Here is a 20,871-nt window from a genome sequence, read left to right on the forward strand (position 1 = left end):
CACCGTCCGCCGCTCCGACGCCGAGGGAAACGGCCCGCCGCCCCCGTCGGCGCGATGCCGGGAGCGGACGGCGAGGCCACCCGGCTCGCCGCCGGCCCCCGGCTCGGCGACACGGCGCGCCGCGTCGGCGACCGGACGATCGCCGCGCTCTCCGACCTCGGGCAGCCGTTCCTCCCCCGGCTGGACCGCCCCGGCAAGCGGTACGCCCTGCCGGGCGGGCCGAGCCGGGTGACCTCGCCGGCCGTCGGCCCGGCGACTCCCGGCCGACGGCGCCCCGGCCGGGAGCGCCGAGCTGATCGCGCAGACCCGCCTCGACCGCTCCGGCCTCACCCCGGCGGGCTTCCGGCCGGGCGACGGCGGGCTGCTGCTCCGGGTCCCGTCGAGCCCGCCGGCCCTGCTGGGCGCCGAGAGCCTCCTGGTGCCGGCGGACTTCGACCGGCTCCACCGGGGCCTCTGCGCGGTCCGCGCGGTCCGCTACGCCCGGGCCGAGTGGGAGAACACCTTCTCCGACTCGGCCCTACGCCGACCCCTGCGGCCGACCGGCCCCGAGCGCCGCGCCCGGGCGCCAGAGGCGCGGCCCGGGGATGGGTCAGCCCGACTGCGCGCCGTAGACGTGCTCGACGGCGAGGACCATGAGGACGCGCCGCTCGGCGACCATGGCGGCCCGGTACTCGTCCCAGTCCGGGTGCTCGCCGGCGGCGCGCCGGTAGTAGTCGACCAGGGCCGCCACCTCCGGCCCGGCGGGGTCGGCCGACGGGCCGACCAGGGTGACCGTGCCCTCGGCGGTGGCCCAGGCCCACCCGTCGGCGCGGGTGACCTCCAGGGCGGCGCGCGGGTCGCGGCGCAGGTTGGCCGTCTTGGCGCGGCCCTCCGCCATCGAGACGTAGAGCCGCTCGGCGGCCCGGTCGTAGAACGGCATCACGGGCGAGAGCTGGGGCCGCCCGTCGGACTTGAGCGTGGCCAGCACGCCGAGGCGGCTCTCGGCGAGCAGGGTGCGGGGATCGAAGGTCGTCGTCATGGCGGTCATTCTCCGCCGTCCGGACCGGCGGGCGGCGCAGGTCGGCGGAACTGCTCGATCAGCGCCGCGTAGCTCTCGCCGCCCCGCCCGGCCGCCAGTGCCCGCCCGGCCAGCGCCCGGACCAGGTCGGGGAGTTCGGTGCTCACGCCGAGGGCCGCGCTCTCCTCGGCGAGGTGGTCCATCGCGGCGGCGTGGGTCTCCAGGGTGGCGTCGTCGGCCGGGTAGGCGCCGGCGTCGATCTGGCGGGCGTAGTCGGCCAGCCAGCCGGCCACCGTCACGGTCGAGCGGGCAGCGAGCGGGGCGAAGGCCGCCGCGTCCGCACCCGCCGCGCCGAGCAGCGCGGCGCCGTGCAGGAAGCCGTTCAGGACGCTCCACATCAGCCCGAGCACGGCGGCGTCGTGCAGCGCGGACAGACCGTGGTCCTCGCCCAGGTGGGTGGTGGCGTCCGGGGCGAGGCTGCGCAGCGCGGGCGCGTGGCGCTCGAAGTCGGCCTGGGCGCCGCTGTACAGCACCACGGCCTCGGGCGTGCCGATGGCCGGCGGCACGGCCAGGATCGCGCCGTCCAGGTACCCGCCGCCCGCGGCGGCCACCCGGGCGGCGTGCTCCCGGGCCCCGGCGGCGGTGCCGGAGGTCAGGTCGACCAGGACGCGGCCGGCGAGCAGGCCCCGGTCGGCGGCGTCGAGCCGGTCGAGCAGCGCGCGGACGGCGGTGTGGTCAAAGACGCACACCACCACCAGGCCGGCGGCGCCCACCGCCTCCTCGGGCGTCGCGGCGGGGCGGGCCCCTGCGGCGGCGAGCTCGTCGGCCTTGCCGGGGGTGCGGTTCCACACCGTGGTGGGGTGCCCGGCGCGCAGGAACGCCCCCGCCAGCGCCCGCCCCATCAGCCCGAGGCCGAGGACGGCCACGGGAACGTCTTTCGCTGATCCGTTCCGATCGTCGATCATGGCGCCATCCTCGGCCTTCACACCGGTGTGAAGGTCAAGCGGCGAACGGAAACTGACGCCGGATCAGCGCTTGAGGTAGGCGAGGACGGCGAGGACGCGGCGGTTGTCGTCGGCGGAGGCCTCGATCCGCAGCTTGCCGAAGATGCTCGCGGTGTGCTTGGCGACGGCGCTCTCGCCGATGTGCAGGGTGTGCATGATCGCGGCGTTGGAGCGGCCCTCGGCCATCAGCCGCAGCACCTCGTGCTCGCGCGGGGTCAGCTCGGCGGTGTTGCCGCGGGCGTCGCTGCGGGCCAGCAGCTTGGCGATCACCTGCGGGTCCATCACCGTGCCGCCGCCCGCGACGGTCCGCACCGCGTCCACGAACTGCGCGGTGTGGGTGACCCGGTCCTTGAGCAGGTAGCCGATCGCGCCCTGACCGCCGGCCAGCAGCTCCTGCGCGTAGAGCTGGTCGACGTACTGGGAGAGGATCAGCACCGGCAGGCCGGGGCGCGACCGGCGCGCCTCCAGGGTCGCGCGCAGGCCCTCGTCGGTGAAGCTCGGCGGCAGCCGGATGTCGACCACGGCGACGTCCGGCTCCTGCTCGCGCAGCGCGCGCAGGAGGGCCGGTCCGTTGTCGACGGCGGCGACCACGTCGCAGCCGTGCTCCTGGAGCGTACGGATCAGGCCGTCCCGGAGGAGGAAGAGGTCTTCGGCGAGGACGACGCGCAGGGGATCTCGCAGGGGGGCTCGCACGGTATCTCCAGGGTCACGGTGGTCGGGCCGCCCGGCGGGCTGTCCAGGGCGAGTGTTCCGTCGACGGTACTCAGCCTGCGCACCACACCGCGCAGGCCGGTGCCCCCCTCCGGGCGGGCGCCGCCGTGGCCGTCGTCCGCGACGACGACGCGCAGCGTGCCGTCCGCGTGCGCCAGGCGGACCGTCACCTCGCGGCCGCCCGAGTGCTTGGCCGCGTTGGCGAGCAGCTCGGCGACGGCGAAGTAGGCGGCGGTCTCGACCGGCGCCGGGAGGCGCCCCGGCAGATCGGCCGTGACGTGCACGTCGAGGAAGCTGTCCAGCGCGAGGGAGCGGACGGCGTCGCCGAGGCCGCGGTCGGTGAGGATCGGCGGGTGGATGCCGTGGACCAGGTCGCGGAGGTCCTGGAGCGCCCGCGCCGAGCCGGCCCGCACCTCCCGCAGGAGTTTCCGGGCGCCGCCCGGATCGGTGTCCAGCAGCCGGGTCGCCTCGTCCAGCGCCATGCCGACGGCGACCAGCCGGGCCTGCGCGCCGTCGTGCAGGTCCCGTTCGATGCGCCGCAGTTCGTCCGCCCGGGCGTCCAGCGCCTCGGCGCGGGTGTCGGTCAGGTGCTCGATCCGCCGGACCAGTTCGGTGGTGTACGGCGCGGCGAGCGCCCGGCCGCTCCAGCGGGCGTGCAGCTCCAGCGCGGTGGGCGCCAGCCGCAGGCCCGCCCCGACGAACAGCAGGCCGAGCACGGCGGCGGCGAGCATCGAGGCGGTGGAGTCGACGAGCACGAAGGCGTACCAGTTGCTGGGGCCGAGCCACGGCCAGACGAAGGGCTGGACGACCGCGCCGAACAGCCCGAACCCGACGAGCCAGAGCGGCACCGCGACCAGCAGCCCGCCGGTCCACGGCTCCAGCCACGACCACCTGAGGTCCCGCCAGAAGCCGTCGTCGCCGAGGATGCGCACGGCCCGCCGACGCCGCGGGCCCTCCGCGGGCGGCAGGGGCTCGGGCGGGCTGATCCTGGTTCCCGTCCAGCGCTCCGTCCAGCAGCGGTAGCGGTCGGACAGCCGGCGCAGCGCCTCCGCCGCGCCCGGCAGCAACGGCCGGCCCACCCCGATCGGGAGCAGCATCAGCGCCCCCACCACCAGCGCGCCGACCGCGCTCACCGCGAAGGAGTACAGCGAGAGCCGCTGACAGCGGGCCAGCGCCCGCAGTTGGGCGCGCGCCGTGGGCACCGCCTCCGCGCCGGCCCCTGCCGTCCCGCCCCGACCCGCCGTCATGCCCGCCCGCCGCTCCGTCACCTCAGCGCGCCCCGTGCCGCGCCGCCGGGATCCTATCCGGCACGACCGGTAGCGCCTCGCCCCGGTGCGGTCGGGCGCCGTCCGCCGCCCCGTCCGGCGCACCGTCCGGCGCACCGCGCCGCCGGGCCCGCAGCACCCACGGCACCGCCGCCAGCAGGCACGCGGCGCCGAACAGCACCATGGGCAGCACCGTGCCGTCCTCCTCGTCCATCGTCAGCAGCATCCCGAGGTTGATCAGGGTGTGGAAGCCGCCGGCGAGCAGCAGCCGGTTCGCCCGCACGCCCTCCAGCGCCAGCCCGAGGACGACCGACATCGCCACCGCGGCCAGCAGGAACCCGGCCGCGTACGCGGGCCGCTGCGCGAACACCTGCACATGCCAGCCGCCCCAGAGCAGGCCCACCACGACCGAGGCGGCGAGGGGTCCGAGGCGGGTGCGCAGCAGCGGCTGGAGGAAGCACCGCCAGCCGATCTCCTCGCCGCACGCCCCGACCAGCTGGGCCAGCACGATCAGCGTGAACGGGTGGGCGAGGGAGCGGGGGTCGGTCAACCTGGCGTCGCCGTCGAGCAGCGCGTAGGCCCCGGCGGCCAGGGCGATGACGAGCGGCGCGGTGAGCAGCAGCAGCCGCCCGGCCCGGCCCGGGCCCGCCCAGGCGGTGTCGGCCCAGGCGGTGTCCCTTCGGGCGGTGTCGGGTCGGGCGGTCTCGGCCCAGGCGGTGTCCCTTCGGGCGGCCCGCGCACCGGTGCCCGTGCCGGACAGCCGCCCCCGGATCCGCTCCGGCCACACCAAGGCCGCCACCAGCACCCCGGCGGCCGGGCCGAACTGGGTGAGCTGGAGCACCTCCTCCGGGATCCCGGTCGCCGGCTGGAGCGCGCCCAGCGCCCCGGCCGCCGGGAACGCGACGGCGAGGAACACCGCCGCCTCCGCCTTCCACGCCGCGCGCTGTTCCCGTTCTCCCCGTACCCGCATGTCGTCCGCCTTCCGGTCCGCTCGATCGCGTGCTTCCTTCGGCGTCGACTCTTCCGGTCCACGGGCCCCGGGCCATTACGGGTAGCTGCCCAAGCGGGGTACAGCTAGCTATACCCGACTCATCGCTCGGCGAGCGTTTCCGTCCTGGCATGGAGAGGGGCAACTCCGCCCTGCGGAGCGTCAACGGGGCCCTGGGCCACCGGCCGATCCACGGGACGTACCGGTACCGGCGGGTGCTGCGGCGGGCCGGTCGTTCAGAGGTCGATGAGTTCGACGGTGACGGCGGCGAGGTCGCCGGGTTCGAGGTCCTCGGCCTTGCGGACGGCCCGCTTGACCGGCAGGACGTAGCAGCCGCGGGTGCTGTCCGGGAAGATCGACGTCTGCCAGGCGCTGTCACCGAGCGTGACCCGCACCCGCAGCGAGCCGAAGCCGCGGCGCGGCCCGGCGGCCACGTCGCGGATCTCCTCGGACGCCTCGACCGGCAGGCTGACGAAGGTCCAACTGTCGTCGCGCCGCGCGTCCCAGATCCAGAGCTCGGCCTCAAAATCGAACACCACAGACCCAGCATCGCACGCGCCACCGACAACCCGGCCGTCCGCGCGCCCCGGGGCGCGTGCGCTCGCATCGGCAGCCCGCGTTCACATCGGCAGGGAGTGCAGCCGCACGGCGCCCACGGGACCCTGCGCGCCCTCGTGCAGCGGGAACCACATCGTGCGCAGCGGCATCACCACCGGCCCGGCGGGCTGGTCGACCTCGACGGGCCCCTCCAACGGTTGCCAGCCGAGGCGCGCGTAGAGGCCGGCCACATCCGGGCGGCAGAAGAGGATCGCCAGCTGCGGCCCCAGGGTGCGGGCGCCGGCCAGCGCGCCCTCCACCACCGCGCGGGCGAGGCCCTGCCCGCGGCGGTCGGCGACGACGGCCACGCCGCCCAGCCCGACGACGTCCGTGCGCCGACCGCCCGCCGACAGCGACAGGACCACCAGCCCGGCGTGCGCGACGACCCGGCCGCCCGGTTCCGCGCGGATCCCGAAGTGGTGCTCCTTGGGCCGCCAGGTGAAGCCCAACGCGGCGACCCCGAACGCGTCCTGGGTGTCCCCGAAGATCTCGGCCAGGTCGTAGTTCTCCAAGGGCACGACGATGTTCTGATGATCAGTCATCCCCGCATGCTGCCACCCGGCGCGCCCGTCGAAAACGGGGCGGGGGTACCCTCCGGCCGGAGACCCCGGGACGCCCGGGGCCTCCGGGAGCGGTGACGCTCCGGGAGGCGGCGGGCACTTCGGGAGGCGGCGGGCGGCCGAACCGGAGCCGGCGTCAGCGGACCACGTCGAAGACCTGCTTCTGCAGGCCGTTGGAGTAGACCGCGTGCTCGACCAGCTTCAGCTTCTGGGCGTCCTTGTCCGTGCCGCTGAACAGGCGCTTGCCCGCGCCGAGCAGCAGCGGGTAGACGAGCAGGTGGTAGCGGTCGACGAGGCCGGCGTCGGAGAGGGCCCGGTTGAGGGACGCGCTGCCGTGGACGATGATCGGGCCGCCCTCGGTCCGCTTCAGGGCGGCGACCTCGTCGAGCGAGCGCAGGATGGTGGTCTCGCCCCAGTTCGCCACCAGGTCGTCCTCGGTGAGGGTGGTGGAGACGACGTACTTCGGCAGCTCCTTGTAGCGGCCGAACTCCGCCATGTCCGGCCACACCGGGCTGAAGGCCTGGTAGCTGACCCGGCCCAGCAGCACGGCGGTGGCCTCCTCCTGCTCCCGGCCCTTGATCTCGTAGGCCTCGGGGACGAACTCGATGTCCTTGAAGGTCCAGCCGGAGTTGCGGTAGCCGGGTTCACCGCCGGGGGCCTCGACGACGCCGTCGAGGGAGATGAACGCGGTGCTGATCAGGGTGCGCATGGTGGTTCCTCGGTGAGCTGTGGGGTGCGGTGGGGTGCGGTGCGGTGCTGTTCGGGATCAGGCGAGGACGCCGGTCAGCCACTGCTGCCAGGCGGGCTCGGCGGCCTCCGGGTGGGGGCCGAAGAGGTGGTGGAACATCAGGACCAGGCCGGTGCTGTGGTGGAAGGTGTAGAGGCCGTCGGCGGTGCGCAGGGCGAAGCGCTCGCCGTCCGCCCAGACCACCTCGCCCTCCAGCGGCGGCAGGCCGGCCGGCTCGGCGTGCAGCCGCGCGCCGACGGCGGGCGGCTGCGGCAGGGCGAGGGCGCGGGCCAGGACCGCGCGGAGCTCCTCCGCCGGCCGCCCGGGCACCGGGCCGACGGCGAAGACCGGGGTGCCGGTGCGGCCCGGGAAGTGGGCGAGGTACTCGCGCAGGGTGTGCAGGTGGAACGGCCAGCCGCGGCGCAGCGCGTCGTACTCGTCCTCCCAGTCGTCGCCGAGCAGGCCGCTGTGGACGACCCGGAGCACGGTGGCGGCGCCCTCGCGGCCCTCGATGAGGTACTCGAAGGCCATGAAGCGGCCGTTCTCGGCGGTGGCGGTGCGGGTGGCCAGGCGCTTGCCGGGCTCGTAGGCGGTGATCACCGCGTCCTCGCGGTGGCCGCCGATCTCCATGGCGGCGGTGCCGCCCTCGCGCGGATCCAGCTCGTTGCGGCCCATGAACCAGGAGTCCAGGCCGGGGCCGGTGGCGATCGCCTCCCAGACGTCGTCCGGGCTCGCCGGCAGGACGGTCTCCAGCTCGATCTCGAACGGGTGGGTCATCGGGCGTTCTCCGGTCCTGACTCGGGGGCGGTGTCCGCGCCGGGGGCCGTCGCGGGGATCTGGTGGAGCCCGGCGACCACCCGGTGGGTGCGGCCGGCGGGGGCCGACTCGTCGTGGTAGCGGCTGACCAGGACGGCCACCGCCTGGGCGAGCTCGTCGGCGAAGGCGGTGCGGTCGGCGGCGGAGGCGAACCGCACCTGCGCGTCGATGCCGAAGGTGGCGACCCGCCGCCGGGCCCGGGCGCCGCCGGTGAGCAGCGTGCCCACCTCCTGCACCAGCCGGGAGCCCAGCGCCAGCAGCCACCGGGCGGAAAGCTGGTCGGGCGAGCGGGACGGGTCCGGGCTCACGGCGCCCAGCACGGCGGGCGAGATCACGTAGGAGGCGGCGGTGGCCCGGTACACCCGTTCGGTGACGTTGCCCTTACGCCGTTCCTCGGCGAGTTCGACCAGTCCGTGCCGCTCCAGCTCCTTCAGGTGGTAGTTGACCTTCTGCCGGGGCAGGCCCAGCCGGCCGGCCAGCATGGCCGCCGAGCCGGGCTCGGCCAGGGCGGCGAGGATCCGGGACCGGATGGGGTCCAGGGACGCCTCGGCCGCGGCGGGTTCTTCGATCACAGCGACGTCCAGCACGTCTCCAGAGTGCTGCCGACAAGAAAATTTGTCAAGGAAAGAAGACTTGTCGGCGAGCCCCGCGTCGCCCTCGGTCAGTGCTGCGCCTCCGGTGCCGTCGACGCCTCCCGGGGGCGGGCGAAACGACTGACCGGGGCCCACGCGTGTGCGTGAGCCCCGGTCGCGGTCCGTCCCGGTCCGGTCCTAGCCTCCGACGACCTGGACCTTGTCGGCCTGCATCCCCTTCTGGCCCTGGACCGCCTCGAACGTCACCTTCTGGCCCTCGACGAGGGACTTGAAGCCGTTCCCTTCGATCGCCCTGAAGTGCACGAACAGGTCAGGGCCGGACTCCGGGGTGATGAAGCCGTAGCCCTTCTCGTCGTTGAACCACTTCACGGTGCCGTTCTGGCGCTCGGCCATGTCTTCTCCTTGCACGCGGGTCACGCTGACCGCGCCAGTCTCTCACGCAGTGGCGCGGGTCCGGCACGAAGCGTAGCGGCGAGCGTCAGCTGTCCGCGTGGAGGCTCCCGTGGACCCGGAGGTCGGCCTGGATCGCCACCTTCTCGTCGTTGGTGTGCAGGATCCAGCCGACGCCCTCGCTGCGGACGGACAGGTGCTTGTTGGCGTTCACCTTCCCGTGGAAGAGCGACTCCCCGCTGACCCAGAAGTCGCCCTGGATCGCCACCTTCTCGTCGTTGGTGTGCAGGATCCAGCCGGCTTCCGCGCTGCGGACGGACAGGTGCTCGTTGGCGTTGACCTTCCCCTCGAAGACCGACTCGCCGTGGACGGTGAGGGCGTGGTCGCCGCTGGTCGTCAGCTTGCCCCTGACCGTCAGGTCGCTCGCGCTGACCGTGCCGCCGACCTCCAGGTTCCGCAGCGGCCGGACGTCGCCGTGGACGGTGAGGTCGCCGTCGACCACCAGGCTCCGGTGGGCGTGCACCTCGTCCCCGGCCTCCAGCCGGCCGTGCACGATCAGGCGGGACGGGCCCTCCTGCGTCTCCAGCACGTCACCGACCGTCAGCCCGCCCTGGATGGTCAGCCGCTCCTTCACCAGCGCGCGGGCGGTGACCAGGTCGTCCAGGTCCGCCTTGCCGGCCGCGACGGTCCCCCACTGCCGGTCCCCGGCGCCCTGGAAGACGTTCAGCCCGGCGGGCGGGAACTCGATCCACCCGGCGCTGCCGTCCCGGCCCTGCACCCACGAGGTGTTGACGCCGGTCACGTCGGCCCGGTGCGCGGTGACGGTGCCCGCCTCCCGCTGCGGGCCGTGGAAGACGTTCACGCCGCTCTCGGGGAAGTCGATCCCGCCGTCGGCGTCGTTCCGGCCCCGCACCTGCCGCACCTTCACCGTGTCGGCGTCCACGGTGCCCAGGTCCCGGTTCGGGCCGTGGAACACCTCGATGCCCGTGTCCGGGAAGTCGATCCACCCCGCGCTGTCGGTACGCCCCTGCACCCACTTGGTCTTCACGCTGTTCACGTCGGCCGAGCCGGCGGTGACGGTGCCCGCCTCGCGCTGCGGGCCGTGGAAGACGTTCACGCCGCTCTCCGGGAAGTCGATCCACCCGTCGGCGTCACCGCGCCCCCGCACCAGCGCCGTCTTCACGCTCTGCACGTCGGCGCTGTCGGCGCTGACCCGGCCCGGGGCGTGGCCGTCGTTCTGGACCGCCACGCCGTCCGACGCGAAAACGACACGGCCCTTGGCCGCCGTCCCCTCGATCCACGGAGTGCGCGTGCCGCTCGCGAACTCGGGGACGAGGGCGTGGACGGTGGTGGTGAGGAAGTAGCCCGCCCCGGGCAGCCCGGCGCCGGCCGGCGCGGCCACCAGGGTGTAGGTGGTGCCCCGCCTCGGAGCGTCGAGGAACGGGGAGTAGCCGTCCTGCGTCACCACGGGATGACGGGACGCCGGAGCGTGGTGGACCTCGGTCCCCGTGGCGTCGAGGACCCAGTAGTCGAGGTTGCTGGGCCCGTCCCACTTCAGCACGAGGGCGTCACCCGCGTCCCCGTCCAGCAGGGAGGTCTCCGCACGGAAGTTGCGCGGGGCCTTCGAGGTCTGCTTGGCCACGCCCAGGACCGTGGTGTAGTGACCCGACCGTTCGGGCGTTCCGCTGTCCCCGCCCTCGGACTTCTCGTGGATGCTCAGGCAGACCAGGCCCTCCTTGCCGGAGACCGGGATGTTCTCCAGCTTCAGGATCAGGGCCTCGTCGCGGCGCAGGGTCACCGGGTCGTCGTCGGAGGGGCCCTTCGCCCGGAAGGTCGTGCCGCCGGCCCGCGCGAAGCTCGGCTCCGCTCGCCACTTCCGCGTCCCCGTCTTGCTGATGCTCGGCCTGATCGCGTCAGGGTCGTCGGTGAGGTGTTCGGCGTCCTTGCCGACCGGGATCTCGACGTCGATGTAGTACCAGTCCACCGCGGCCTGGTGGGTGTTGGAGGCGATCACGTACACCGTCCCGACCGACGGCACCCCGTCGGAGGACACTTGGAGCGATGTCGGATCCGTGACGATCTCGTAGTTCAGCAGAGCGGGCACGATGAGGACTCCCTACCTCGGCGTTTCACACGATGCGGGCAGACGACGCGCAGCGGAGGACCGGTACGGGGGGGTACGGGGAAGCGGTGCCGACCAGCCTTCCGACCGTACGCGCCGACCGGCGGCCGACGAACCGCGATCCCGGGGAGCTGGCCCGAACCCGCCCTGCTCTGGCCTGAACAACGGCTGGGCGAACGTGATATGACGAGGCATCAGGTAGACGGGGCGGCGGAGACCCGCACAGACCCGCGAGTCCGATCACAGGTGGGAGCTGATCTCGCCGCCGGCACTGAGCACGATGCAGACGCCGTTGGCGACGGCTCCGGTGTCCTGCTGGTTCGCCTCCAGCGTGTCCATCACGGCGTTGTCGAGGCCGCGGATCTCCGCGCGGTACCGGAGTTCGCCGACCTTCGTGACCTTGGCCGTCCACCCGCCCGCGAGCTTGAAGGTGCCCGGTCCCTGGTGTTCGCCGCCCATCCAGGAGTGGACCTGGCCGTCCACCGAGAGGACGACGAACATGCCGTTGCCGTCCATCCCCGCGTCGGCGTCCTTCGTCTCCAACGTGGCCAGGACGGCGCCGTTGTGGACGATCCTGGCGACGTGGTTCTGGTTCCCGGTCTCCTGGACCTCGGCCGTGCTGCCGTCCACCAGGGGGAAGGTGTGGACCGGGCCCTTCGCCTTGGCCGTGGTGGCCGGAGCGGTGGTCCGCGGCGGGGTCGGAGCGGTCGGCGCAGCCGACGCGGTGCGGCCGGGTGCGCTGCTCGTGGTGGCCGGGGCCGCGGGCGGCGGGGTGGTGACGGGCGGCGCGGTGGGCGTGGCGGCGGGCGGCGCGGTGGTGACGGGCGGCGCGGTGGCGGCGGGCGCGGTGGCGCTGTTCGCGGCCGGTGTGGAGCCGCAGGCCGTCGCGACGGGCACGATCAGGGCGGCTGCCAGGACGGTGCCGGCCAGGGTGCGGACGGTGGTCGCACGGCGGGTCGCCGAGAGGGGCATGCGGGTTCTCCTGAGCACGAGGTCGAGTGAGGGGCGCCCGATCGAACCTAGTGCGAACAATCGACGGAACGGCGCGTTCCGTGTCACCGGACTGCTACACCTGCCCACGGATGTGACACCAGGTCACGCCCACTGCGCGGCGTCGCAGTCCCCCTCGTGACGACGGGCGGGAGCCGGGCCGCGCGAGAAGCCGCCGATGGCGAGGGCCGGCCGGCTGGTCGCGGCCGCGAACGAGACGTTCACCGCCGCGATGAACCACGGGACGCAGCTCTGCGCCCTGGCCGCCCTGCTCGGCGCCGCGGCGGCTCTGGTCCGGCTGCGCCGGCGCCCGGTCGCCGGGCCGTCGGTTCACCGGAACAGCGGAGGCCGCGGGTTCCGCCGGCAAGCCGTCACGGACGGCGGTCGCGGTGGCGGCGGCGTCGCGCGCACCGCCGCGGCTTCCGTAGGATCTCGTCCGTGGCCAATCGACGTGAAATCGAACGGGAAGTCCTGGGGGCCATCGCGGAGTTGTCGGCCTGCCGGCCGTCGACCGGCGAGCTGTTCCGCGAGCTCCACACGCTGCTGGCGGGCCCGCTCGGCTTCGACGGCGGCTGCTGGCACGGGACCGACCCGGTCACCGGCTTCCCCACCTCCACCGTCGCCGACGGGCTCGACCCCGGCCGGTTCGAACAGGCCGTGCACCTGGAGATGTTCGGCGAGGACACCACCAACTTCACCGCCATCCGCGCCGCCGGACACCGGGTGCAGACCCTCGACCGCGCCACCGACGGCCGCCCCGGCACCAGCGTCCGCTACCAGGAGTTGCTCCGGCCCTGCGGCTACGGGGACGAACTGCGCATCAACTTCGACCTCGGCGGCGGCCGCTGGGCCAGCGCCGCCCTCATGCGCGGACACCGACGCGGCCGCTACGGCCCGGCCGAACTGCGGCTGGCCGAACGCATCATCGCACCCATCGGCGCCGCGCTGCGCAACGCACACCTGGTGACGCTGCGCCGCGCCCGCTCCGACCGGTCGGTGCAGGCCGGCCACCCGCCGGCCGTCGCGATCCTGGACGCGCAGGGGCGGTTCCGCTCGGCCGACGCGGGAGCCCGCGAGCTGATCCGGCGGATGGCCGAACCCATCTCCCGCGCCTGCGCCGTGCCCACCGGCTTCCTCACCGTCGCCTGCCGGGCCGCACGCGACACCGGCACCTCGGAGGTGCGGGTGTGCACCCCGGACGGCCGGTGGTTCACGCTGTACGCGTCCCCGCTGGACGGCGGGGACGGCAGGGACGGCGAGGTCGCCGTCGTCATCTCCCCCGCCTCGCCCCTGCACCGCCTGCCGGTGGCGATCCTCGCCCACGGCCTGTCCCCACGCGAACGCCAGCTCGCCCTGCACGCGGTGCGCGGCAGCAGCACCAAGGACATCACCACGCTGCTCCACCTGACGGTGCCCACGGTCCAGCAGCACGTCACGGCCATCCTCGACAAGACGGGCGTGCGCAACCGGCGCGAACTCGTCGCCCTCCTGACGGCCGATCACCTGCCGACGCTCGCCCTGCCCCCGAGGACGTAACGGGGATTGCCGGAGGGGCGGCCGGTCGGCCCTCGGACCGACCGGCCGCCGGAGACGAGCGGTTCAGCTCCAGGGGTTCGCGGGCTGGTCGTCGATGGCGGTCCAGAACCGGGTGCCCGCGGGCAGTGTGCCGTTGGCCCACAGGCCCCAGCCGTTGCCGTCGTGGAACTCCGCCATCCGCCAGCCGCCGCCGAAGCTGTCGGCGCACTTCCGGTCGGCGGCCGCGCGGCTCGGGAGCTGCCAGCCGGCCAGCCCCGCGGTCACCCTCACCTCACCGCCCGACCAGGCGTGGTACCCGCTGGTGGGCACCCCGCTGGGGGCGGAGCGTCCGTCCTGGTAGATGCACAGCATCGGCAGCACCACGCTGGAGGGGTGGTCGCCCACGTACGGGTTGCTGCGGCTCGGGTCGTCGAACCCGACGTGCACCACGTTGTCGGCGCGCTGCTCCAGGGTGGTCCAGGTCATGCCGGCGTGCCCGCCCGGGGCGCCCCAGACCGACTCGTAGGCGGTGCGGTCGATGTCCCACTGCTGGCGGCCGGTGTCGAGGCAGGTGTTCTCCTTGAGCTCCCAGCCGCCGTAGCGCTTGGCCAGGTTGTCCAGGCACCAGCCGGTGCTCGGGTTCTTGATCCGCATTCCGACCAGGCCGTAGAGCGCCGCCTCGGGTTCGTAGCGGGTGATCTCGAACAGCTGGTAGGCGTCCGACGGCGAGCAGGGCTTGACGGTCGGCACCGTCATGGCGAAGGACAGGCAGCCGTGTCCGCGGGTCTCCGCGATCATGAACTGGTCGCGCCCGATCCGGTTGATCACCCACATGCCGGGGTTGTCCGACGGGGCGCAGGGGTGCATGTCCTGGCCGTCGACCGCGCCGTCCGGACAGCGTTGGGAGAGCTGGTTGAACAGCACGGTCGCCGGGGTGTTGGCCGACGCGGCGGTCGGCAACAGCCCCAGACCTGCCAGTGCCAGCACGAGCGCCAGCAGAACGCGCCTTATCGAGGAGAAACGCACGGGCCACTCCATGGTTCATCGACTGGTCGGGGAAGGGAGCGGGCCGGCCTGGTGGGGTGCCGTCGGAGCGGCCGGCCCGATCGGCCCCCAGTTTGTCCGTGTCCGGTCGACTTCCGGTATCCGAGTTTTCTAGGAGGGTCCGCCCCTGCGCTCCCCAGGGCCCGGACCTCGGGGCGGGAGAGGACAGCCGCCTCGGCGGGTCCCCGGGGGCGCGCGTCTCCGGGGCCCGCCGGGCGGGGGCGTCAGGCCGGGTGGATGAGGCGGCTCTCGTAGGCGAAGATCACGGCCTGGATCCGGTCGCGGAGTTCGAGCTTCTGGAGGATCCGCCCCAGGTGGGACTTCACGGTCGCCTCCGCGAGGTACAGCGCGGCCGCGATCTCCGTGTTGGACAGGCCGCGGCCCACCTCGACGAGCACCTCGCGCTCGCGCGGGGTGAGCCGTTGCAGCCGCTCGTCGGGGCCGGAGTCGGTGCCGTCGGGGAGGTGCGGGCGGAAGTTCTCCAGCAGGAGGCGGGTGATGCGCGGGGAGACCACCGCGTCGCCCGCCGCCACGCTGCGGATCGCGGCGAGCAGTTCCTCGGGCCGGGTGTTCTTCAGCAGGAAGCCCGAGGCCCCGGCGCTCAGCCCGGCGAAGGCGTACTCGTCGAGGTCGAAGGTGGTGAGGATCAGCACCCTGCTCCGCGGGGAGGCCCGGATGACCCCTCGGGTCGCCTCGATCCCGTCGGTCCCGGGCATCCGGACGTCCATGAGGACGACGTCGGGCCGCAGTTCCCTGGCGAGGCGCACGGCCTCGGCGCCGTCCGCCGCCTCGCCGACCGGTGCCATGTCGGGCTGGGCCTCCAGGACGGTGCCGAACGCCATCCGGAGCAGCGCCTCGTCGTCGACGATCAGGATGCGGATCGTCATGCGGACGCCGCCCCGCCGCTGCCGAGGTCGAGGCGGGCGTGCACGCCCCAGCCGCCGCCCGGGAGCGGTCCGGCCCGCAGCTTGCCCCCGTAGGCGGCCGCGCGCTCGCGCATGCCCGGGATGCCGTGGCCGGACGGCGTGGGGCCGGGGAGCGGCGGGCACGGGCCGCTGTCGGTGACGGCCACCGTGACGGTCCCGGCCGAGCAGCGCACCCGGACCTTCGCGTGCGTGCCGGGGGGCGTGTGCTTGAGGGCGTTGGTCAAGGCTTCCTGCACCAGGCGGTAGACGGTCAGCTGGGCGGTGGCGGGGATGCGGGTGTGGCCGCCGTGGACTTCGAGGCCGGTCGGCAGCCCGGCGGCGCACATCTGGTCGGCGAGCGCCTGGAGTTGGGCGATGCCGGGCAGCGGGTGGCGCTCCGCGTCCGGTTCGTCGGTCCGCAGGACGCCCAGGGAGCGCCGCATGTCGGTGAGGGCCTGCCGGCCCGTCTCGGAGATCTGGAGCATCGCGGCGGTCGCCTTGTCGGGCGCCCGGTGCTGCGCGTAGACGGCGGCGTCGGTGAGCGCGACCATGACGGACAGGTTGTGGGTGACGATGTCGTGCATCTCGCGGGTGATCCGGGTCCTCTCCTCGGCGACGGCCAGCCGCGCCTGCTGTTCCTGTTGGTGCTCCAAGCGCGCGGCCCGTTCCTCCACGGCCACGAGGTAGGCCCGCGTGGTCCGCACGTTCATGCCGAGCACGGCGGCGGCGACGGCCATCGCGGTCACCGCGACGAAGGGGGTCACGAACGCGCCGTCCGCCGTCCAGCGCAGACAGGCCAGCAGGACCCCCGCTTCCACGACGGCACCGGCGAGGAGCGTACCGCGCCGCCCCGCGTTCGCGGCCACCGTGTAGAGCGCCACCAGCAGGGCGACGTCCGCCGGGAGTTGGACGCCGAGCAGCCACTGGACGAAGGCCGCGGCCGCCACGACGCCGAACACGGTGAGCGGTGCCCGGCGCCGCCACAGCAGGGGCAGCGCCAGAGCGGCCGTGAGGGCGGCGGCCACCGGCAGCCCGTGCGGCGCTTGCGTGGTCAGGATGTTGACGAGGAGCAGCACCGGCAGCAGCGCGTCCCACACCACCGGCGGCAGCCGGGAGCCCCAGCGCCGGGCGGCGCTCAGCGGCCGCGCCGCCCGGGCGGAGGCCCGAGCGGAGGCCCGGGCGGCGTACCTCGCCGGCCGTCCGGCCGTCCAAGCCCGCCGCACCCGGTCCCGGTGGCGCACCGGAGGGGCGGTGCCGGGTTCCGCGGCCGCCTCGGTCATCACACGTCCCTGTCGATTCGGCGTGACGGCGGCCCCGGTCGGAGCCGCCACCGCGAACGGCCGGAGCCGGCGGCGGGAAGGGGGAGCGTGCGGCCCGCGCGGCCCGGCACGTACCGCGGCCCTGTCACGGTAGGCCGCCGTCCGGCGGAACGCATGAGTCCACCGGCCGACGGCACCGGGCCGGCCTCCGACTCCAGGAGGAGTCCCGGTACCTCCCGTGGTCGCAAAGCGGGCGCCGAGCAGGCGTGTTCGCCTGCGACTGCGGTGGCACGGGCGACCCGCCCCGGACTGCGACTGCGGTGGCACGCGTCGGCGACCCGGGATCGATGTGGCGGCGCCTGCCCCGCGCCGACGATGGCCGGGTGACCGAAATCATCACGGGACCGCACATGTCCCTCCTGGAGATCCTCGCCCTGCTGGGCGCCGTCGTGCTGGTGGTGGCGCGCTGGCTTCCGCCCGCCGCCCGCCCGCCCGTCACGATCGCGGCCGGGTCGGTGTTCGCGCTGTCCGCGATCGTGCTGGGCGTGGTGGGGATCCGCTGGCAGATGCTGCCGGTACTGGCGGGCGCCGCCCTGGCGTTGCCGTTCGCCCTCTCCCCGCTGGTCCGCCGGCGTACCGGCCGCCCGCCGGCGAGGCGGGCCCGGTGGTGGATGGCGCTGCCGGGATCGCTGGTCTGCGTCGGCCTGACCTGCACCGGACCGGCGGCCGCCTGGGCCTTTCCCGTCCCCGTGTTCCCCGAGCCGACGGGCCCGTTCGCGGTCGGCACCCGCGTGATGCAGTGGACCGACCCGGACCGCCCCGAGACCGCCACGCCCGAACCCGACGACCGGCGCACGGTCGTGGTCCAGCTCTGGTACCCCGCCGAGCGGAGCCCCGCGGGGACGCGGCGGGCCCAGTACCTCGGCCGCACGGAGCAGGAGGCGCGCACCGTCGCCGACGCCCTCGCGAGCTATACCGGCCTCCCCGCCTTCCTGATCGACGGCGTCCCGCGCGCCCGCACCCATGCGGTCCCCGACGCGCCGGTGGCCCGCGACGGCGGACGGTTCCCGGTCGTGCTGTTCTCGCCCGGACTGGGGGGCGTGCGCACCCAGAACACCGCCTGGGCGGAGGAACTGGCCAGCAACGGCTATCTGGTCGCCGGCCTCGACCACCCGTACGACTCCGCCGCCGTCGTCCTCGCCGACGGCCGGACGATCGACACCGAGATCGCCTCCACCGGCGACGACGACGAGGACGACCGGCGGGCCGTCGAGACGACGAGGATCCGGGCCGCGGACCTCAGCTTCGTCCTCACCCAACTGGGCCGGCTGGACCGGGGCGAGCTCGACGGCTCGCTGACCGGACGTCTGGACACCGGTCGGGCCGCGGTGACCGGCCACTCCCTGGGTGGCGGCGCCGCCCTGCAAGCGGCCCGCCAGGACGCCCGGTTCGCCGCCGTCATCGACCTGGACGGCTACCCTCGCGACCCGGACCGGGCCCCCTTCCACCAACCGGTGCTCGCGCTCACCCAGGCCATCGGGCCCGGCACCGACGAGCGCTACCTCCCCCGCCTGACCGAGGTCCTCAAGCTCAGCACCGCGACGAGCTACCGGCTCACCATCCCGGGCGCCGCACACCTCACCTTCATGGACGGACCCCTGTACCTGCCACCCGTGCCCTCGCTGGTCGGCTCCCTGGGCCGCACCAGGAGTCCGCGCGTCGTCGCCGCGACCACGCTCGCCTTCCTGGACGCCACCCTGCGGCAGAAGCCCGGTGACCTGGCCAGCGCGCTGTCGGCCCACGGCGACCTCAGCGTCCACCGCCCGGGCGACGGCCGCTGAGACGGAGCGTTCCGACCCGAGGTTGCGCCCGTCGTGGGCGGACGGGTGGGTCGGAGCAGGAAGTCGACGGCGTCGACTTCCTGCTCGCGGAAGATCGGGCCCTGGGAGAAGTGCTCCTCGGTGCCGTCGTGGATCAACGACAGGATCAGCTCCTTCAAGTACTGCCGGCCCCGACCGGGGAACCGGTCGGGGCCGGCAGCATTGAGTTCGCGTCTGCCATTTGGCTTTCGCCCTGCGCTTCGCCTGCGGGAATCGAATCACTTCCGACCGGATCCCACTACCGCTCGCACCACCTCAAGGGCCTGCGAAGGAGGACGACCGGGACGGTTCCGAGAGGTGTCGGAACCGTCCCGGAATTCGGGTTTGCTGCCCGGATGTCCGAAGTCAGCAGAGGTGCCAGGGGCCCCAGCCGTCACTCATGGTGCGGCACCAGAATTGGTAGTCGCCGCTCCACGCGCCGACGCTGGACGGATTGGGCCAGGCCACTCCGTACTTCAGGTCGAGCCCGCTGCCGCCCAGGCTCTCCCAAGGGGCCCAGGATCCCCCGGCCGTGGTCTGCGCCGAGGTCCAGACGGCGTGGTCGGTGCCCAGTCCGGTGACCTCCTTGCGGCCGTCCGCCCACGTCACGATCGTGGTCTGACTCCCGCACAGGAGCACGCGGGAGGGAGCCCCGTAGGAAAACGTCGCGGTGCAGCCGCTGACGTTGTCGTAGTAGCCCGGGGCGGCCCCCACCTCGATGTCCACATAGTGGGTGGCCGTGGCGTGCGCGGGCGCGGCAAGGCCGAACATCCCGCCGATGACAGCAAAGAGGAGCGCGATCAGACGTACCTTCGTCTTCAAGGTCCCACCTTGTCCCATTCACCCCGGGGAATCTCCTCCGGGAATTCCGGAGTATGTCAGAGGTTCTTCACCTTCCCGTACCCCCAGGGAGGTATTTTGGCGGGCTTCCCTTTGGCGAGTTTTGAACACCCCTTGAACCTCGGAATTGCCCCGAAATGCAGGTATATCGCCCCGATGTCCCTGGCGTACCGACGCGATATCTGTCAGTGAGGCGCGCCAGTTGTCATCGGTGTCGCGTCCTGCTTCCCGTCGCCCGCCCAGGCCGCCGACCCGGGCGCGGCACCACCAACCCCTTCCCCGGCCACCGACCCCTTCCCCGGCCCCTGGAGTGATCCGGCCGGGATGGGGCGCGGCAGACCGCGATGCAGACCCTTGCCAAAGTTCACGGCGCCCAGAACGTCCGACTGGACTTCTGGTTCGAGGAATGGCCCGACTCGCCGGCCGTGTGGGCCGCCGGGGCCGGAGGCTGAGGCCGAGGTACGCCTGGAGGTCTGCGTGGGTGGTGCGCCGATGGGGGTTCAGCGGCAGTTTCCGGTGGGTGGGTCGCAGAGTCCGACGTCCTCGACGCCCGGGAGGCCTGCGATCTTCTGCCGGAGGTCGGCGAGGGTGGTGGCGGGTGTGCGGGGGTCGAAGACGACGATGAGGCGCGCTCCGGGCGTTCCGCCGTTCCGGCTCAGGGAGATGTCTGTGACGCTGTCGCCGAGTGCGGGGCTGTCGGCCGCTCCCCGGAGGACCGTCGACAGGGAGTAGGTGGCGCTCAGGAGCGGGCTGTCCTCCCGGACGGTGGCGACGTATGCGTCCGGGTCCTGGAAGTGCGGGGAGATCCAGGTCTGGCCGATCGCCCAGCCGGCCAGGCCGAGGGTCACCACCGACACCGTGCCGCCTGCCAGGACGGCCAGACGGTGCGAGCCGGGGCGTGCCCGGCTTCCCGCCGCGAGGAGGATCACGCCTGCCGGGGCCAGCACGAACAGCCCGGAGAGGAAACCCAGGACCGAGAAGGCGAGCAGCACCCACCCGGCGACCAGGCAGTACACCCGAAAGTCGGCAGCCTTGCGCGCGAGTAGTGGTGCGGCCGCGACCAGGGCTCCGACGACGAGCCCACCGTCGATCACCGACCCGCCGACGGCGGCTACCCAGAACACCGCCGGCGCAGCGCAGAGCACTGCCAGCACCGCCAGGACCCGTGCGCTGCGCGGCACCGAATCCCGCACCCGTGAATCCTCCATCGCCCGTCCCCAGTATTGAACGCGTTCAAATACTTTGGATCGTCACAGTACCAAGCCGGCGCCGGGGTTGTCGCCTGCCCGCTCGGCGGAGTCCTGCTCTTGCCACCGGCCGTCGCCGCGCGGCCGCCAGGCCCGAGGCCTGCCTCTGCCGGACCCACCGGCCCCGGGGCGGCTGCCGTTTGCCCGGCGCTCAGGCTGCAGGGCCGTCCCCGGCGTCCGGGGCGGACGGGACGGCCGGCGGAGCGGGCGGAGAGAGCGGTGGCCATCGGCCGGCAGCAGGTAGCCCTCGGCGTTGGCCTTGATGCCGGTCCGCTCCTCCTGGGTCGGCTCGCGGCGGATCCGGGCCGGGACGCCGACGACCTGCAAACCGGACGGCACCCGCATGCCCCGCGAGACGACGGCGCCGGCCGCGACCGGTGAACAGACCGGTCGGCACGGAAGGAGATGTGGGGCTGGTTCGCGCCACGACCCCGGAAGGAGG

The 20,871-nt window shown here is 74.0% G+C and carries 20 protein-coding genes; 2 read left to right on the forward strand and 18 right to left on the reverse strand.

Annotated elements, in window-relative coordinates; all coding sequences use genetic code 11:
* Nucleotides 1-589 precede the first annotated feature (589 nt).
* From ACFCLZ_RS07375 to ACFCLZ_RS07435, 13 genes are all read right to left on the reverse strand, one after another.
* On the reverse strand, nt 590-1,018 hold the full coding sequence (locus tag ACFCLZ_RS07375; RefSeq protein WP_380283953.1) for a PPOX class F420-dependent oxidoreductase: 429 nt from the start codon (nt 1,016-1,018) through the stop codon (nt 590-592).
* A 5-nt stretch (nt 1,019-1,023) separates the two neighbouring features.
* Entirely contained in the window at nt 1,024-1,962 is a 939-nt protein-coding gene (locus ACFCLZ_RS07380; protein WP_380283954.1) for an NAD(P)-dependent oxidoreductase, read from the reverse strand.
* A 63-nt stretch (nt 1,963-2,025) separates the two neighbouring features.
* A complete protein-coding gene (locus ACFCLZ_RS07385) occupies nt 2,026-2,670 on the reverse strand; it encodes a response regulator (protein ID WP_380286101.1) in 645 nt (214 codons plus the stop codon).
* Nucleotides 2,622-3,959, reverse strand: a complete 1,338-nt coding sequence (locus tag ACFCLZ_RS07390; RefSeq protein ID WP_380283955.1) for a sensor histidine kinase — start codon at nt 3,957-3,959, stop codon at nt 2,622-2,624. The genes ACFCLZ_RS07385 and ACFCLZ_RS07390 overlap by 49 nt, the downstream gene beginning before the upstream one ends.
* A 22-nt stretch (nt 3,960-3,981) precedes the next feature.
* A complete protein-coding gene (locus tag ACFCLZ_RS07395; RefSeq protein WP_380283956.1) occupies nt 3,982-4,947 on the reverse strand; it encodes a CPBP family intramembrane glutamic endopeptidase in 966 nt (321 codons plus the stop codon).
* A gap of 254 nt (nt 4,948-5,201) precedes the next feature.
* Nucleotides 5,202-5,504: a DUF1905 domain-containing protein gene (locus ACFCLZ_RS07400; RefSeq protein ID WP_380283957.1), complete on the reverse strand. Its 303-nt coding sequence runs from the start codon at nt 5,502-5,504 to the stop codon at nt 5,202-5,204.
* Between the two features lie 81 nt (nt 5,505-5,585).
* A complete protein-coding gene (locus ACFCLZ_RS07405; RefSeq protein ID WP_380283958.1) occupies nt 5,586-6,104 on the reverse strand; it encodes a GNAT family N-acetyltransferase in 519 nt (172 codons plus the stop codon).
* 154 nt (nt 6,105-6,258) lie between these two features.
* Nucleotides 6,259-6,831, reverse strand: a complete 573-nt coding sequence (locus ACFCLZ_RS07410) for a dihydrofolate reductase family protein (protein WP_380283959.1) — start codon at nt 6,829-6,831, stop codon at nt 6,259-6,261.
* A gap of 57 nt (nt 6,832-6,888) precedes the next feature.
* Nucleotides 6,889-7,626 (reverse strand): SRPBCC domain-containing protein, encoded by a 738-nt coding sequence (locus ACFCLZ_RS07415; RefSeq protein ID WP_380283960.1) that lies wholly within the window; start codon nt 7,624-7,626, stop codon nt 6,889-6,891.
* Nucleotides 7,623-8,252 (reverse strand): ArsR/SmtB family transcription factor, encoded by a 630-nt coding sequence (locus ACFCLZ_RS07420; protein ID WP_380283961.1) that lies wholly within the window; start codon nt 8,250-8,252, stop codon nt 7,623-7,625. The genes ACFCLZ_RS07415 and ACFCLZ_RS07420 overlap by 4 nt, the downstream gene beginning before the upstream one ends.
* 183 nt (nt 8,253-8,435) lie before the next feature.
* Nucleotides 8,436-8,651 carry a cold-shock protein gene (locus tag ACFCLZ_RS07425; protein WP_380283963.1) on the reverse strand — a complete coding sequence of 72 codons (216 nt, stop codon included), beginning with the start codon at nt 8,649-8,651 and terminating at the stop codon, nt 8,436-8,438.
* An 85-nt stretch (nt 8,652-8,736) separates the two neighbouring features.
* Nucleotides 8,737-10,752 carry a hypothetical protein gene (locus tag ACFCLZ_RS07430; RefSeq protein ID WP_380283964.1) on the reverse strand — a complete coding sequence of 672 codons (2,016 nt, stop codon included), beginning with the start codon at nt 10,750-10,752 and terminating at the stop codon, nt 8,737-8,739.
* A gap of 258 nt (nt 10,753-11,010) precedes the next feature.
* Nucleotides 11,011-11,742 carry a hypothetical protein gene (locus ACFCLZ_RS07435; RefSeq protein ID WP_380283965.1) on the reverse strand — a complete coding sequence of 244 codons (732 nt, stop codon included), beginning with the start codon at nt 11,740-11,742 and terminating at the stop codon, nt 11,011-11,013.
* A gap of 456 nt (nt 11,743-12,198) precedes the next feature.
* Between ACFCLZ_RS07435 and ACFCLZ_RS07440 the strand changes: the two genes are divergently transcribed.
* Nucleotides 12,199-13,296, forward strand: a complete 1,098-nt coding sequence (locus ACFCLZ_RS07440; protein WP_380283966.1) for a LuxR C-terminal-related transcriptional regulator — start codon at nt 12,199-12,201, stop codon at nt 13,294-13,296.
* A gap of 63 nt (nt 13,297-13,359) precedes the next feature.
* On the opposite strand, the gene ACFCLZ_RS07445 is transcribed toward ACFCLZ_RS07440, so the two are convergent.
* The 3 genes from ACFCLZ_RS07445 to ACFCLZ_RS07455 all read right to left on the reverse strand — a co-directional run bounded on the left by ACFCLZ_RS07445 (nt 13,360) and on the right by ACFCLZ_RS07455 (nt 16,504).
* Nucleotides 13,360-14,301, reverse strand: a complete 942-nt coding sequence (locus ACFCLZ_RS07445; protein ID WP_380283967.1) for a hypothetical protein — start codon at nt 14,299-14,301, stop codon at nt 13,360-13,362.
* Nucleotides 14,302-14,543: 242 nt separating this feature from the next.
* Nucleotides 14,544-15,206, reverse strand: a complete 663-nt coding sequence (locus ACFCLZ_RS07450) for a response regulator (protein ID WP_380283968.1) — start codon at nt 15,204-15,206, stop codon at nt 14,544-14,546.
* A complete protein-coding gene (locus ACFCLZ_RS07455) occupies nt 15,203-16,504 on the reverse strand; it encodes a sensor histidine kinase (protein WP_380283969.1) in 1,302 nt (433 codons plus the stop codon). The genes ACFCLZ_RS07450 and ACFCLZ_RS07455 overlap by 4 nt, the downstream gene beginning before the upstream one ends.
* Before the next feature lie 326 nt (nt 16,505-16,830).
* On the opposite strand from ACFCLZ_RS07455, the gene ACFCLZ_RS07460 reads away from it, so the two are divergent.
* Nucleotides 16,831-18,324 carry a hypothetical protein gene (locus ACFCLZ_RS07460; RefSeq protein ID WP_380286102.1) on the forward strand — a complete coding sequence of 498 codons (1,494 nt, stop codon included), beginning with the start codon at nt 16,831-16,833 and terminating at the stop codon, nt 18,322-18,324.
* Nucleotides 18,325-18,708: 384 nt separating this feature from the next.
* Here the strand turns inward: ACFCLZ_RS07460 and ACFCLZ_RS07465 are convergent, their stop codons facing one another.
* Both ACFCLZ_RS07465 and ACFCLZ_RS07470 read right to left on the reverse strand, forming a co-directional pair.
* Nucleotides 18,709-19,164 carry a hypothetical protein gene (locus ACFCLZ_RS07465; RefSeq protein WP_380283970.1) on the reverse strand — a complete coding sequence of 152 codons (456 nt, stop codon included), beginning with the start codon at nt 19,162-19,164 and terminating at the stop codon, nt 18,709-18,711.
* Between the two features lie 518 nt (nt 19,165-19,682).
* The gene (locus ACFCLZ_RS07470) at nt 19,683-20,375 is read right to left on the reverse strand and encodes a hypothetical protein (protein ID WP_380283971.1); all 693 of its coding nucleotides are present in this window, start codon (nt 20,373-20,375) and stop codon (nt 19,683-19,685) included.
* Between the last annotated feature and the right edge of the window lie 496 nt (nt 20,376-20,871).

Source organism: Kitasatospora purpeofusca, assembly GCF_042691725.1.
GTDB lineage: Bacteria > Actinomycetota > Actinomycetes > Streptomycetales > Streptomycetaceae > Kitasatospora > Kitasatospora purpeofusca_B.